General features: G+C 39.7%; 14 protein-coding genes. 6 read left to right on the forward strand and 8 right to left on the reverse strand.

What is annotated here, in order from left to right:
- The first annotated feature begins 318 nt into the window (after positions 1-318).
- Positions 319-1,467 carry an L-threonine dehydrogenase gene (gene yiaY, locus K8B83_RS17340; protein WP_223418440.1) on the forward strand — a complete coding sequence of 383 codons (1,149 nt, stop codon included), beginning with the start codon at positions 319-321 and terminating at the stop codon, positions 1,465-1,467.
- A 226-nt stretch (positions 1,468-1,693) separates the two neighbouring features.
- Positions 1,694-2,059, forward strand: coding sequence for a cytoplasmic protein (locus K8B83_RS17345; protein WP_188957893.1), 366 nt, complete (start codon positions 1,694-1,696; stop codon positions 2,057-2,059).
- A gap of 91 nt (positions 2,060-2,150) precedes the next feature.
- Here the strand turns inward: K8B83_RS17345 and K8B83_RS17350 are convergent, their stop codons facing one another.
- The 5 genes from K8B83_RS17350 to K8B83_RS17370 form a co-directional block, all read right to left on the reverse strand.
- A complete protein-coding gene (locus tag K8B83_RS17350; protein ID WP_160053957.1) occupies positions 2,151-2,519 on the reverse strand; it encodes an acyl-CoA thioesterase in 369 nt (122 codons plus the stop codon).
- Between the two features lie 214 nt (positions 2,520-2,733).
- Positions 2,734-3,753, reverse strand: a complete 1,020-nt coding sequence (ltaE, locus tag K8B83_RS17355) for a low-specificity L-threonine aldolase (protein WP_223418442.1) — start codon at positions 3,751-3,753, stop codon at positions 2,734-2,736.
- A 47-nt stretch (positions 3,754-3,800) separates the two neighbouring features.
- Entirely contained in the window at positions 3,801-4,391 is a 591-nt protein-coding gene (gene tpx, locus K8B83_RS17360) for a thiol peroxidase (RefSeq protein ID WP_188957897.1), read from the reverse strand.
- Positions 4,392-4,457: 66 nt separating this feature from the next.
- Entirely contained in the window at positions 4,458-5,291 is an 834-nt protein-coding gene (locus K8B83_RS17365) for a mechanosensitive ion channel family protein (protein ID WP_223418444.1), read from the reverse strand.
- A gap of 25 nt (positions 5,292-5,316) precedes the next feature.
- The gene (locus tag K8B83_RS17370; RefSeq protein WP_223418446.1) at positions 5,317-5,958 is read right to left on the reverse strand and encodes an OmpA family protein; all 642 of its coding nucleotides are present in this window, start codon (positions 5,956-5,958) and stop codon (positions 5,317-5,319) included.
- Between the two features lie 530 nt (positions 5,959-6,488).
- On the opposite strand from K8B83_RS17370, the gene K8B83_RS17375 reads away from it, so the two are divergent.
- Positions 6,489-7,997, forward strand: a complete 1,509-nt coding sequence (locus K8B83_RS17375) for a peptide MFS transporter (RefSeq protein ID WP_223418447.1) — start codon at positions 6,489-6,491, stop codon at positions 7,995-7,997.
- A gap of 104 nt (positions 7,998-8,101) precedes the next feature.
- On the opposite strand, the gene K8B83_RS17380 is transcribed toward K8B83_RS17375, so the two are convergent.
- Positions 8,102-9,223, reverse strand: a complete 1,122-nt coding sequence (locus K8B83_RS17380; protein ID WP_223418449.1) for a response regulator — start codon at positions 9,221-9,223, stop codon at positions 8,102-8,104.
- Positions 9,224-9,269: 46 nt separating this feature from the next.
- Complete coding sequence (locus K8B83_RS17385) at positions 9,270-10,049, reverse strand: MlaA family lipoprotein (RefSeq protein WP_188957907.1); 780 nt, start codon at positions 10,047-10,049, stop codon at positions 9,270-9,272.
- Between the two features lie 348 nt (positions 10,050-10,397).
- Between K8B83_RS17385 and K8B83_RS17390 the strand changes: the two genes are divergently transcribed.
- Entirely contained in the window at positions 10,398-12,452 is a 2,055-nt protein-coding gene (locus K8B83_RS17390) for a flagellar hook-length control protein FliK (RefSeq protein WP_223418451.1), read from the forward strand.
- A gap of 19 nt (positions 12,453-12,471) precedes the next feature.
- A complete protein-coding gene (locus tag K8B83_RS17395) occupies positions 12,472-12,783 on the forward strand; it encodes an EscU/YscU/HrcU family type III secretion system export apparatus switch protein (RefSeq protein ID WP_223418453.1) in 312 nt (103 codons plus the stop codon).
- A gap of 31 nt (positions 12,784-12,814) precedes the next feature.
- Here the strand turns inward: K8B83_RS17395 and K8B83_RS17400 are convergent, their stop codons facing one another.
- Entirely contained in the window at positions 12,815-13,153 is a 339-nt protein-coding gene (locus K8B83_RS17400; RefSeq protein WP_223418455.1) for a hypothetical protein, read from the reverse strand.
- A 439-nt stretch (positions 13,154-13,592) separates the two neighbouring features.
- Here K8B83_RS17400 and K8B83_RS17405 point away from each other — a divergent pair.
- A protein-coding gene (locus tag K8B83_RS17405; protein WP_223418456.1) for an IS3 family transposase occupies positions 13,593-15,133 on the forward strand; the annotation gives its coding sequence in 2 pieces (ribosomal slippage) (positions 13,593-14,058 and positions 14,058-15,133; 1,542 coding nt in all).
- The last annotated feature ends 27 nt before the right edge of the window (positions 15,134-15,160 follow it).

Consider the following 15,160-nt stretch of genomic DNA (forward strand, 5'->3'; position numbering starts at 1 on the left):
TATACCGTATGAGCAGTGATAAATAAATCCCATTAATGGTTTAATCCAGATCTAATATCGATATACATAAAAAGTATACCTTACACGGTTAATATTGAAGCATACCAAACCACGATAACATTCAGCAATTTAGCCTCAATACAGCCCCAAAGATGACAGGGATCACAATTAATCAGCTAAACATCGATTATGTAGTAAAAGCACATACATTTAATGCGTTGTAGATCCATATTTAGAGGTAAATCACACAATATTCTTAACCATATTGGTACTTTTACTACAGAGAAAATTTAAAATTAAAATATAGGGGTACAACTTATGGCGACTAAATTCTTTATTCCAAGCGTCAACATTCTTGGTCAAGGTAGTGTAGATGAGGCGATTAATGATATTAAAGCATTAGGCTTTACAAAGGCATTAATTGTAACTGATAAACCATTAGTCAGTATTGGCCTTGTGGCGAGAGTACAAGACAAACTCAATACCCAGGGTATTGAAGTGGTGATATTCGACGGCGTGCAACCAAATCCAACGACAGGTAATGTTACTGCAGGCCTTGCTTTACTGACCAGTAATCAATGTGATTTTATCATCTCATTAGGTGGTGGTTCACCGCATGATTGTGCTAAAGGTATCGCGCTTGTGGCGACCAATGGCGGCCAGATTAAAGACTACGAAGGTGTTGATGTATCTACAAAACCGCAAATGCCTCTTGTTGCCATTAACACGACTGCCGGCACTGCAAGTGAAATGACTCGTTTTTGTATTATTACCGACGAAGCAAGACACATTAAAATGGCCATCGTTGATAAAAATACCACACCGATTTTATCAGTAAACGATCCTGAACTTATGCTAGAAAAGCCTGCATCACTCACAGCAGCAACGGGAATGGACGCGCTGACTCATGCTATTGAAGCCTATGTTTCTATCGCCGCAACTCCAATAACTGATGCCTGTGCAATTAAAGCGATCGAACTGATCAAAGCAAATTTAGTCAATGCCGTTAAAAAAGGCGACGACATTAATGCAAGAGAGCAAATGGCCTATGCCCAATTTCTAGCTGGTATGGCATTCAATAATGCCAGTTTAGGTTATGTACACGCTATGGCACATCAACTTGGTGGATTCTATGATTTACCACACGGTGTATGTAACGCTCTATTGCTACCACATGTGCAAGCGTACAATGCTAAAGTGGTCCCTGAACGTTTAAGTGATGTTGCTAAAGCAATGGGGGTTGATGTCAGCTCGCTCACAGCAGAACAAGGTGCTAATGCAGCAATTGAAGCCATCAAAACATTATCTGTAGCCGTTAATATTCCAGCAAATTTAACCGAATTAGGTGTAAAAGCAGAAGATATACCAACGCTAGCAGATAATGCCTTAAAAGATGCTTGTGGCTTTACGAATCCTAAACAAGCTACGCATGAAGAAATCTGTCAGATTTTTACTAACGCACTATAAAAACATCAATTTATACGAATGATTAGCACCATCAGACATCTGATGGTGCTATTTTTTTAACGGTATAAATACGATTATTTAAAACAAATATTCAACGATGACAATAGGTTATTTATAATTTAGTAAAAAGTGATGCATAGATCTAACTTCTCGAAATAACCGTTGACCAAAACAAAAAATAAGGACTATGATGAAACCACTTAGATAGCGAATAGGTAGGTAAATAATGACAGCAATCACTCATGTATATAATTACACCGTTCGATGCCCGCACTATAAAGAAAATGAACAACCAGCAACATGGCTCAACCATATCGAAGTTAATCAATCTTGTGAAATCGCGCTAGACCGCATCACCAAATGGCATAACCTTTCAGGTACAAAATCTTTTGAGCTTAAAGATTTTGTTGTGAGAAAAGCTGATAATGAAGAAGCTTATTTTGCCATGCAAAGTAGCCGTTTAAAGCACGATGGCCATGCGCTAGTCACCTTTAAAATATATTTAGATAACTGCTGCCAAGAAGCATCTCCAAATACGATAATGGAGCATTTAATCGAAGATTATCAAAACCGTATAGCTAAAGTTGAATAAGCATACAACATAGTTAAATAACACTTTGTATATTGATATAACGAATTCCTAGGAGCAAATAATCCCTTATTTGCTCCTTTTTTTTGGCATATTAAGCCGCATTGGCACGCATGCCATGCGGAATAGGTAAACCATTTTCATTGATATTCACAAAGACCATTTTATCAATAAAAGCGATTGGGGCATGATTGACTTTATTACGAATTTTACAACGTACAGTCACTGAGCTTTGTCCGAGGCTCACAAGTTCAAAACCAAATTCAATAATGTCACCCACATATGCTGGCGCCATAAAGTTTATTTCGGAAATGACTTTAGCAATATGAAATTGGCTGCGCATTTGGCAACTGGCAAAAATGGTCGCCTCTTCATTCACCCAGCTCAATAGCTGTCCGCAGCATAAACTTTGACTGCTGTTAAGGTTAATTGGCATAACCATATGACGTGTAAAATATTTCATGATGACCTCGCGTGTTAATCCATTCATTTTATGCCATCAGGCATATACCTCATAATGAGTAGCAACGTTTAGGCCAATTATTTAATTGTTATTATTCAAGGGGATATTTTTGAAAGACAGCGTGTGAGATTGAAAATGCTCGAATTAAAGGCAATTACGCACCAAAAAAATACAAAGACCGCATGGCGGTCTCAATATGTAGAAGTGACTTTTATTACTTAGCGAGGAGGATCACTTGCTTGAGTTCATGTACAAATGTGTTGATGTCATGGCAGCTAATATTATTATGCGTCACTAAGCGTAATTGCTGACTACCACTGATTAATATACCTTTACGACTTAACGCATGAGCTAGCATACTGGGATTAATGTGTTCGGCCAGCTTAGCAAAAACCATATTGGTTTGAACGCTTTCAACATCGACATTCAGCTCAGCAATATCTTCCAGTAATAATGCCAAGGATTTAGCATTGTGATGATCTTCAGCTAAACGCTCTACTTGGTCAGTGATGGCTAACTTAGCCGCGGCAGCAATTATCCCAGCTTGTCTCATCCCACCGCCAAGCATTTTTCGCCACCGTGTCGCTTTTGCGATTAATCGCTCATCACCTAACAAAATCGAACCTATAGGCGCACACAAACCTTTAGATAAGCAAATAGAAACCGAGTCAAAGTATTGCGTAATGTCAGCAATCGCAATCCCCTGAGCCACGGCAGCATTAGCCACACGAGCACCATCAAGGTGTATTTTTAGACCGCGATTAAAGGCCAGTGTTTGCGCTTGTGCTAAATAATCTTGACCAAGTACCTTGCCGCCGATGGTGTTTTCTAAACTCAACAACCGAGTACGGGCAAAATGGATGTCATCGGGTTTAATTGCTGAGTCAATATCACTTAATAAAATACTACCATCTGCTTGATTAATCAGGGGTTGAGGTTGAATACTTCCCAGTACTGCCGCACCACCACCTTCAAATTTATAATTATGCGCTTGCTGACCACACAAATATTCATCACCACGTTCACAATGAGCCATTAATGCTAACAAATTAGCTTGGGTGCCTGAACTAACAAATAATGCACCGTCAAAACCAAACATTTCAGCTGCCATGTCTTGCAAACTATTGACCGTGGGATCATCACCATAAACATCATCACCCACTTCAGCCTGCGCCATCGCCGCACGCATAGCTTGGGTAGGCTTAGTGACGGTATCACTTCGAAAATCAATCATGAAATACTCTATTTTATCAAAGGTGTATGGTTGAACTGTCAAATATACTATTTGGCTTCAGCAATCTCGGTAAGTGCAGTTAATGCAGCGTCGTAATCTGGGTGTTCACTCACTTCACTCACTAACTCGTGATATTTTAAAATGCCTTGCGCATCAATGATAAAAATAGAACGAGCAAGCAGACCACGGTCTTTAATTAGCAAACCATATTTTTCACCGAAGTCACGCCAAACAGAATCTGACAATACGCTAATCTTATCCACGCTTTCCGTTTGGCAAAAACGTTTTTGAGCAAAAGGTAAATCTTCACTAATGGTAAGCATTACAACATCTGCACCAAACTGGCTAAATTCTTTATTAAAACGCTTGGTTTGTAATGCACAAACCCCGGTATCTAGGCTTGGTACTGCACTGATTAGTACTGTTTTACCTTTAAAGTCACTTAAGCTCACAGGATTAAACTTTTCGTCAACCACTTTAAACAATGGGGCAGGAGTTCCAATGCTGGGTATTTGACCTTCAAGTGCGACAGGATTTCCACCCATTGTAATCATGGTCTTTTCGCCCGCGATAGTAAAACTACTGACAATAGACGCTGATACTAAAGTCATTGCTGCAAGGGTCGTGATTAATTTCATACAAACTCCTAGTATAAAAAAACCAGCAAATGCTGGTTTTTATTTATAAACATACGTTGCCGTAATTTATTTTGCTGGAACTTCTTTCACATGTAAATCCATTTGTGGGAATGGAATTTCAATTTCAGCAGCATCTAATGCATTCTTGATTTGCTCAAGTAACTCAAAACGAGTTGGCCAATAGTCACCAGTACTAACCCAAGGACGAACCACAAAGTTAATAGATGAATCAGCAAGTTCGGCTAAACCAATTGTGTAACCAGGATCTTTTAATACAGATTGGTTGCTATCAAGCACGTCAGCGATGACTTTCTTCGTTACTGCGATATCAGCAGTGTAAGACACACCGATGGTTAAATCGATACGACGCTTTTCTAATGCTGAATAGTTAGTAATTGTGCCGTTCATAATCGCAGAGTTTGGTGCAATAATCACTTTGTTGTCACCAGTGCGTAAACGAGTTGAGAAAATAGTAATTTCATCAACAACACCTGCAACACCAGCAGCTTCAATAAAGTCACCTACACGACATGGACGGAATAAAACAATCAACACGCCTGAAGCAAAGTTTGATAAAGAACCTTGAAGCGCTAGACCTACCGCTAAACCAGCAGCACCAATAACAGCAACTAATGACGCAGTTTGAACGCCTACTTGGCCTAATGTTGCTATAATAGTGAATACAAACACCAATGCCCAAGCTAGATTAGCTACAAATGATACGACAGTGGCATCTACTTTACGGCTATTTAGTACCTTTATAGTCAAACGTTTTGCAACACCTGCAAAATATTTACCAATAATAAAGATAACTATTGCTGCTAAAGCCTTAAGACCATAAGTCATAAAAAACTCTGGTGCTTGCTCTATCAGACCATCTAAACCTTCTAGGTTTTCCATTTTTCTCTCCCTTAAATAAGCAGAATTATTCTGCCGAAATGATGAACTCTACACGCCGGTTACGCTGTCGCCCTTCGACTGTGGCATTATCCGCTGCCGGCTTTTTGTTACTCATACCAACAACTTCAATAGATGTTGGCTGAAACTGGTATTCATTAATCAATAAATCTTTAATTGCATTTGCACGTTTTAGAGATAAAGCCATATTAATCGCTTCACCACCAATGATATCGGTATGCCCTTCTAGACGAACACTTACTTGAGGATGTTGCTCAATGTATTGTTGAACCCTAACTAGTGTTGGCCGTTGAGTCAGCAACACGTTCGCTCTATCGAAGTCAAAATACACAGGTTGAAGAATTGAACCAAAACAATCAGCTGCGACATTTACATCTGGTTGTTGGCGACATTGCTCTGCAATTAATGCGGCATTATTGGTCACCGTTGCGCCAATGTCGCCTTCATCAAACTCATCGTCATCGTCGTCATCAACAACCAAAATTTCAGTATCGATACAGCCATTGGCCATGACTACAGTATTAACAGGTGTTTCTTTACAGGCATCTTTCTTATCCGGGACACCATCAAAATCGGTATCGACCCAAGCAAATGCGTTGTTAATAAAAAAGCTGATAATGATCAATGTCAAAGTACGAACGATAGTCATAAGAACCCCTTCGACATAGTATCGAGATGCGTTAAGAAATGACATTTTAACTGTTTATCAACAAAATTAAAAGACAATACTTAATAATCAATACCTTGCAAAACTGCTTTCACAAAACTGTCTTCAAAGTATGCTAGGTTCATCGGCCGCAGGTAAAAAAACATAACCAATTGACCGTTTACTTTATAAACAAAATTTACAACTCACTAACAAACAAGCATTTTATTTTTTTGCATTGACACAATTTATAACAGGGTTAACCACTCTGTTCCCCGCATTAACATTGACTTTATCGCCTCTAAAAGGGTATATAAGGTTAGCTTTTTGGTGTTTGGTCAGCTTTTAGCATCAAAATGACATAATCTCTTATAAAAATTAACCAATAAAGTCGCTCAGTCATGAAGTATTTGCAATTTTCTTGTTTCTACAAGAGTAAATTGTAACCTCATTATTAGACGATAAATGCAAACAAATAATTTCTGTGTCGACATTTTCGCACAGGCAATCACAAGCTTAAGGTGGAAGACTTAATGAGTGAAGCAAAACCAGAAGGAACGATGTTTGGACACCCTAAAGGGCTGTTCTTACTATTTACAACGGAATTATGGGAACGCTTTAGCTACTACGCTATGCGCGCAATCCTAGTACTTTATTTAGTGGATAAAGTACAAAGTGACCAGGCTGGAGGAGGCTTAGGCTGGACTGAAGCTGATGCATTGTCATTGTACGGTACCTTTACAGGCTTAGTATATTTAACCCCACTGATTGGTGGCTGGTTAGCAGATAACATATTAGGTCAGCGCAAAGCCATTTATATTGGTGGCTTGTTGATGGCTGTAGGTCAATTTACCTTAGCTGCACCACATAGCTGGATGCCTGGACTAGAAACCACAATGTTTTATATTGGTTTAGGTACACTGATTATAGGTAATGGCCTCTTTAAACCAAACATTTCAACTATGGTTGGTGATCTATATCCAGCAGGAGACCATCGTCGTGACGGTGCCTTTACCATTTTCTACATGGGTATTAACGTAGGTGCTGCACTTTCAGGCTTTATCGTAGCTTGGGCTTATACTTCATTCGGTCATGAAGTTGTTATTGACGGCCAAAACGTATTTATCAATAACTGGCAAGCAGGTTTCTTCTGCGCTGGTGTTGGTATGATTATTTCACTTATTATTCAATTTTTCTTTGCAAAAAAACTACTTGGCGACATCGGTACTGTACCAGCTGCTAAAGTAGAACAAAGAAAGAACGAAGCCAAAGGCGAAGTTCGTAAAGAACCATTAACTAAAATTGAACGAGACCGCATTAAAGTCATTATGATCATGGGTCTATTCACTATTATTTTCTGGGCAGGCTTTGAGCAAGCCGGTGGGTTAATGAACTTGTTCACTAACAACTTCACTGACCGTATGATTGGCTCATGGGAAGTTCCAACCACTTATTTCCAATCACTTAATGCTATTTTCATTGTTGTTTTTGCGCCAGTAATTGCTTCTATTTGGATCAAACTCGGTAAGAATGAACCTAACTCACCAATCAAATTCGCATTAGGTCTATTCCTATTAGCAGTTGGTTTCTTGTTCATGATGGGTGCCGTTTTAGAAATGGGCGGCGACGCGTCTGTTAAATCAAGCATGTGGTGGTTAGTCGGTGCGTATTTCTTCCACACAATGGGCGAACTATGTTTATCACCTATTGGTTTATCAATGGTGACTAAGCTTGCACCACTGCGTATTGCTTCTTTAATGATGGGGGCTTGGTTCCTATTTATTGCAGCGGCAAACAAAATTGGTGGTTTAGTGGGTTCATTGATTGGCCACGGTGGCGCAGTTGAAGAACAGTTAGCAAACGCAATGGCAATCTTCGCAGGCATCGCTATCACAGCTGTTATTTCAGGTATTATCTTATATTTAATGTCAGATAAATTGGTTGACTGGATGCACGGTGCAGAGAGCAAACATGATTCTGAAGAAAAAGCATTAGAAGAAGAAATTGCTGTTACTGCAGAACATGAAGCGATTAAACGCTAATACAGTAAATAATTAATTTGATGAGTTAGCACTGATTCATCATCAATCAAAATCCCCTTCAAGGCTTCTTGGAGGGGATTTTTTTTAAGAACACTTAGCTAATGCTAATGGCAAGACAGCTGCATAAAACCACCAGCATTCATATCAGACTGATAAATTAAGCCTGTAAAACGATTATCAAGTAATTGTTGTTGATGTTGCTGATGAGACGTGCCGATACACAGTTTCTCATCTATCAATAAGGTACGTATTTGTATGCCTGCCTGATGCCAATTAACATCGCCTAATTGAAGCGCACTCGGGAATACTAAAGGCATCAGGTGATTATCATGCCTTAAATAACATCGTAAGCCATTTCCAGCTTGACCAACTGACACTAGGTATTTCTGTAAATCAACGCACACATAAATAATATCTGCCAAAATATGTAACCCAGAAGTCACCATGCGTTTATTTAAATAAGAGAGCATATTTGCAGGTTCAATTAAGGTTGTACTTAGGCCATTTCGAAACAATTTAAGTTTTTGGTTAACGAAGCTTCGCAGTAACACACAGCCAAAAGCAGCGCTGTTATCTTCTGGATGGAAATGTGCCATATACATCACTAAGTGATGCTCCCCGACCATGGTAGAGTCGATAAAATATGCACTTACATCATTATTTTTAAATAAACTGTAATCTATAAATGCATGTGGATAATCCACATGAGAAGCGGGAAAGAGCTGCTGTTGAACACTTTTAGCTGCATGTGCATTTTGTTCGAGCAACAGCAAGTTATCGGTTAATTCTTGATAGGACAGCTCATTCATTTCATGTAAATGTGATTGCCCTGACGCATTCATTGGCGTTGCCGCTGTGAGCATCGCCTGAATAATTGCATGTTCAATAATAAATAAGTCAGCAATCGGTTTAGTGAGATAATCACTCGCACCAATACGTAATGCTTCAACAACATCAGACATGACATCGTTACCCGATACCACAATGAAAGGGACTGCCGGATTAATACTTTGCATTTGTTTAAGCATAGTAAGACCGCCAAGACCTGGCAGACCAAGATCGGCAATCACAATATCAAATATCGATTGGGAAAAAGCAGATACGCCTTCAAGGCCGTCGCATGCTTGATGCACCCGAGCCCCTTGTCCTTGCAGAAAATCGGCAACGACTTGACGAAATATCGGGTCATCCTCAACAAAGAGAATATCGACATCAGTTAACGCCATACTACAACCCCGCAGATGTTACTGTCGGGGTTGTTACACACTCCGACTATTCTAGCTCATCTAGAAATTCATCAAGTAACTCATCGTTTTCTTGATTTGACGGCATATCGCCATCATAAACTTTGTAATCCATATGCTGTAAATAAGCATCTTTAGCAAAAGCATAAGGATCAAGAGCATTGTCTAGTAACCTTTCTTGATCAATCGCTTCAGCTCGCGAATGCAGTCCCTTAAGACCCCATTTCAGCACAGACTGCCAAAAAGTCAGTTCTGATAAAGGAAAGTATAGACTATCAACCCAGTCTGATGCGATTTCTCTTGTCACAAAAGGGCCATAAAAAGGCGCCATAAAATATGGACCATTTGGCACACCGTAATATCCCAAGACTTCGTTAAAGTCATCTTGTTTACGTGGCATACCCATCATTTCAGCAACATCGATTACCCCAAGTAGACCGATTGTGGTGTTGACGGTAAAGCGTCCGCCAGCATTTGCCGCCCAGCCCCATTTACCTTGTAGGGTATTGTTGACAAGCGAACTAGGTTCTTCCAGATTATAGACAAAGTTAATCACCCCAGTTCTTATCGGATTAGGCACATAGTTCTTGTAACCATGAGCGACCGGCCTAGCGATATATTTATCTAAAAATAAATAGTTAAAATCCCACATTGTGCGGTTAATTTCTTCAAACGGATCGCGAGGATCGTTATAAGTAATTTCAATCGCAGGTTGTGGTGTTGTGGCAACTTGAGGCGCTTCACTCTCGGCATACACAGGTATACTAAAAGCAACAATCACCTGAAGTAATATCCATTTATACTTCATACAAACTCTCTTTAAATGACAAAAGGGGTTACTCAACAAACTGCTATTTTTGTCTTTTTATTAAAGCAATTTTTGTTCAAGTCGATATAATTTAACGGGCTTCAGCAAGGATTTGCCTTGATATTTTATTCCTGCAGCACATTAAGCTTGTTCCTGTTACCAGCAATCATCAACACAATAGACACTTTGTTGGAATGAATTGCCCCAATATGGGTAACAAGAACCCTAAGGATACTGTCACTGTTGACAATATCAATCAAAAATTTGTAAAAGATGAATATTCCAATAACTCTTTGATTGATTTTAAAAGACATTTTGGTTTGTTTGCTTAATAGGATATTTATGGTTTTGCCGATAATTAATACAGCAACGACGGTAACCGCCCCTGCAACACCAAAACCTGCCAGTGCAAGTCAAACCAACACACCCGAAAATCAGCAACCTCAAAATCTATCTGCGACCACTAAAAACATTGAAGCCAATATAAAATCCGATCTTTCAACATTATTGTTGCCTGTTCACATACAACAAAAACAGACATCAAGTAGCGCCCAAGTTAATGTGAGCATTCAAGAGCAGCAGTACCAGCTCAATAAGACCGTCGAATTACAAAAATTATTGCAGCAAACCGTTCAAGTTGTCATCGCCAGTGATCAAGCTAAGCTGGTCGCAAAGGTTGCAGCAACTCAAATAACGACATCTGCAGAATTAGCTCAACAAGCTACCCAGCAGCAAACAACACAACAAACCGCTTCGAGTATAAAACCAATCTCGACTCAAATAATTTTGTTAGCACAAACAGTGCAATTAGCTTTACCGCAATCGTTAACTGAATTAGCCAAACAAAATGGCGTATCGACACAGCAATTAGCCTCTTTAGCATCTAGAGCTCAAGGTTACCCTTTACCCACTGCGCTAATCGCACAAGGTCAACTAACATTTACCGATGGACCAAGTCTTAAGCTACCTAACAATATCGTATTAAACGGCGGCCAATATCTTGCAAAAGTGGTCGTTAATCAACAACAATTACAACTTGCATTAACCCCTGTGATTGGAGAAGTAAAAGTCGATTTGATTAAGCAAGCGCCAGTAATAGCATCATTGCAGCAAGACAATATCATTATAACTAAAAATGAACCTGCACAGATTTTAAGTCAGTTTTTAAAAAAACTCGAAACGACACCACTCCCTACTGCAAACACAAATCAAACAGGCATCAATAAAACCGATTCAAGTGCAATGCCAGTAGCAACAGCAAACCCAGTGAATACCATGAGTCAAGGTTCAAAGACAAGTGAAAATATTCAGCAAGGGCAAATAGCTACGTCAACAAAAGCCGATACGTTGAGTGTAAAAACTGGTAACTCGAATATACCAAATAATATTTTACAGCAATCACCTGCGCAGCAGAGCACTCTGCAAGGAAAAAGTAATATTAATGATGTCAATGTAACAGCCGCGAATCTTAATACTGTCGAAGTAAAAGGCAGCCAAAATCAAGCATCAGCTCAAGCAACACTTCAACCGACGGCTAACAAAGATCCTCAACCAATAGAAGTATTAAACAAGGCATTGTCTAAAGCCGGAGCAATGCCTATAAAACAACAACTCGCTTTGCAAATCCCTAATAGTCTAGCCACTGAATTACTAAAACATTTACCGCAGATGAGTCCACACCCACTGAGCGCCTTGAGCGACCCAAGCTTACTAAGCCAAGAGCTTCTAAGCCTTGCGGGATTAAACTTAGCGCAAACATCATCACAGGCGAATAGTTCAGTCTCTTCTACCCTCTATTCTGGTGGAGCTATAACGACACTATTTCAACTGTTATTAGGGGTAAAGGCAAAAACGACAGGCTCAGGGATAAGTGCAAAATTGCAAGAGCATCTCAATCAAATACAACAACGTACCCTCGCTAAGTTATCGGGAAATTCAGGCTTATTAAGTGCACTTGATAAACTTGGAGGAGCGGATTCTATGGCACAACTTGCCGGCAGTATCGCAATGTATCAACAAGCGAGTGCCGATCCTAACCAAGCTTTGACTTGGTACTTTGCTCTGCCCTACTCAATTAACCAGCGTGATGAGCAATTTGAAGGAAAATTCGAACAAGAAAATGAGTTAGATAAAGACAAAGTTAATGGTTGGAAATTACAATTAAAATTTAATTTAGCACAAGGCTCGTTACTCATTTGTGCCCACAAACAGGGCGACACACTCGACATACAATTTAAAGGTAACAGCCAAGCACTGTTGTCAAAGGTCGATAATTTTAATGGTGCCTTAGCAAGTAAAATTAGCCAAATAGGTTTAACACCTGGCACATTTAGCACCCAATTAACCCAACTTCCCGCAACGCTATTGCCAGGGGATCATTACTTAGTTAAGACAAGAGCTTAGTTAAGACAAGGGACTAAATATGAATAACGAATCGAAAAAAATTCAACAAGCAGTGGCACTCAGTTTTGACGGTAAAAGTGCCCCTAAAATTACTGCCTCAGGTAAAGATCTCGTTGCAGAAGAAATCATAGCGATTGCAAAAAATGCTGGCATACATATCCATCAGGATCCGCACTTAAGTGAATTTTTACAATTACTAGAACTCGGAGAAGAAATCCCCAAAGAGTTATACTTATTGATAGCAGAACTCATCGCATTTGTTTATATGCTCGATGGTAAATTTCCTGAGCAATGGAATAATCTCCACCAGAAAATTGTTGCCCAAGCCTAATGGTTAACATGGAAAAAGTATGAACAACGCGCTACAGCAAAAATTGAAATGCAAATTTTGCGATGATAAATACCCCACCCAAACCGAGTCCGCCCAGGCATAAACCAGCTAATCGGTCTTGATCAAATTCAAGCCAATCGTTAAATGCCGCATAGAATCGTAATGAAATGCCGTACAACACAATGACAGCGAGTGATAGAAAACTATACAGATAATGCTCAGGATAAAAAAACGTTAATAGCGGAATAAATGCCAACAAATAATCACAGCCTTTACGATCAAAGTTGGTTTTGGTTTCAATGGCAATATCTAACAACATTTGCAGTGGGAGTACGATCACGAGTAAGCCAAATAACAGAAAAAAGTCCATGCTATTCCTTTAATCCATCACACACTTTAACGAAGTTAAACTGTGTATAAATAATTTGTATCTCATGAATAAAGAACAACTAGTAACGGGGTTTATTTCAGCACTTGTTAAGTGATAGTCACTGCGCTCAGGCAGAAGTCGACGCAGCATAAACACTACAGCTGTAAAGGCTGTAGATATTTGGGTTAGATAATTTAGGTATAGCGAAGAATAATCCATTATAAATTCCATTTAAACATAACCGTCCATCACAAATTTATGCATCTCATCCAAAGACTAAATTTGTTTTAACAATTACTTTATACCGTACTATTAAAATATAATCAATGTGTTACATAAAAAATTATCCATTATTATTCTTTAACAGTGACCCCCTGTGTCAGGATAGTTGTCGCCTCAATTAATTTACAAATAAACAGGGAGCGGTAAGTTACAGCAAGTGAATTATCAAAGGCATTCAGGTCAATTTAAAGAAGCTATATTAAACAAGTTTAGTCAAAGTGGTTTGTCGGTTCGTAAGTTTGCAGAGCAAGAAGGCATTAATCTCTCAACCCTGTATAGTTGGCAAAAGCAATTTAATACCTCAGGGTTAAACGTGTCAAAAGTCAGTTCATCGGATAAGTGGTCAAGTGAAGAAAAGTTTTCAGTGGTATTGGAAACAGCCTCTCTGTCGGCAGTTGAGTTAAGTGAATATTGCCGAGCTAAGGGGTTATATCCTGAGCAAGTCAACGGATGGAAGCAAGCTTGCATTGCCGGTAATACAAGCACAACACTGACAAGTAAAGCCAAGACAACACCTGGACAAAAGACTGACAAAAAACGCATTAACGAGCTAGAACGTGAGTTACGTAGAAAGGATAAAGCGTTAGCGGAAGCGGCTGCTTTACTCGTACTCGGAAAAAAGTTCGATGCCTATTGGAAGGAAAAAGAGGAAGACTGATTTCGCTGACCTATAGGCAGAAGCACGCGCAGTGGGTCAGTACAGCAGTAGCATCAGGCGCGAGACAAGATAAGGCCTGTGACGTGATTGGATTATCAAGTAGAACCTTACAGCGTTGGCGAATAGGCGGTGAGATTAGCGCAGATAAAAGGCCAACCGCAATGAGGCCAGAGCCTGGAAATAAACTGAGTCATGCTGAAAGACAAGCCGTGATTGATGTGTGTAATAGTGAAGAGTTTGCCTCATTACCACCAAGCCAAATTGTCCCGATACTCGCCGATAGAGGTGAGTATATTGCTTCGGAGTCGAGTTTTTACCGTGTATTACATACTAAAAACATGCTGCACCACCGAGGCAAAGCTAAGCCGAGAAATGTTCATAAAAAGCCAACCAGTTATACGGCTAAAAAAGCGAACGAAGTGTGGAGTTGGGATATCAGTTACCTGCCTACAACGGTGATAGGAAAACACTATTATCTGTACATGATTGAAGATATTTACAGTCGAAAAATCGTCGGTTGGGAAGTTCACTACGACGAAACAGGTGAGCAAGCAGCAGCACTACTAGAGCGCACCGTCTGGTCAGAGAAATGCTTAAAGAAAGACGTTGTGTTGCACTCAGATAATGGCGCGCCCATGAAGAGCCTGACGATGCGAGCTAAGATGTACGATTTAGGCGTTGTGACCTCACGAAGCCGCCCAAGGGTAAGTAATGATAATCCGTACTCAGAATCGCTATTTAGAACGGTAAAGTATCATCCACGTTGGCCTAGTGAAGGTTTTAAGTCGTTAGAAGCAGCACGTAAATGGGTCAATGAATTTGTTTGTTGGTACAACAACGAGCATCGACATAGCAGGATTAAGTTTGTGACACCAAACCAGAGACATGATGGTCTTGATGTAGAGATACTGGCGAAGCGAAAAGTGTTGTATCAGACAAAAAGAAATGAACATCCAGAACGATGGTCAAAAGAAGAGCGAAACTGGCAGCCCATAGGCGCTGTGGAGTTAAATCCAGAGCAACACAAAGAAGCTGCTTAACAATTTAGGCGACAACTGTCTTGAAAA

Source organism: Shewanella inventionis (genome assembly GCF_019931735.1).
GTDB classification, from domain to species: Bacteria; Pseudomonadota; Gammaproteobacteria; order Enterobacterales; family Shewanellaceae; genus Shewanella; species Shewanella inventionis.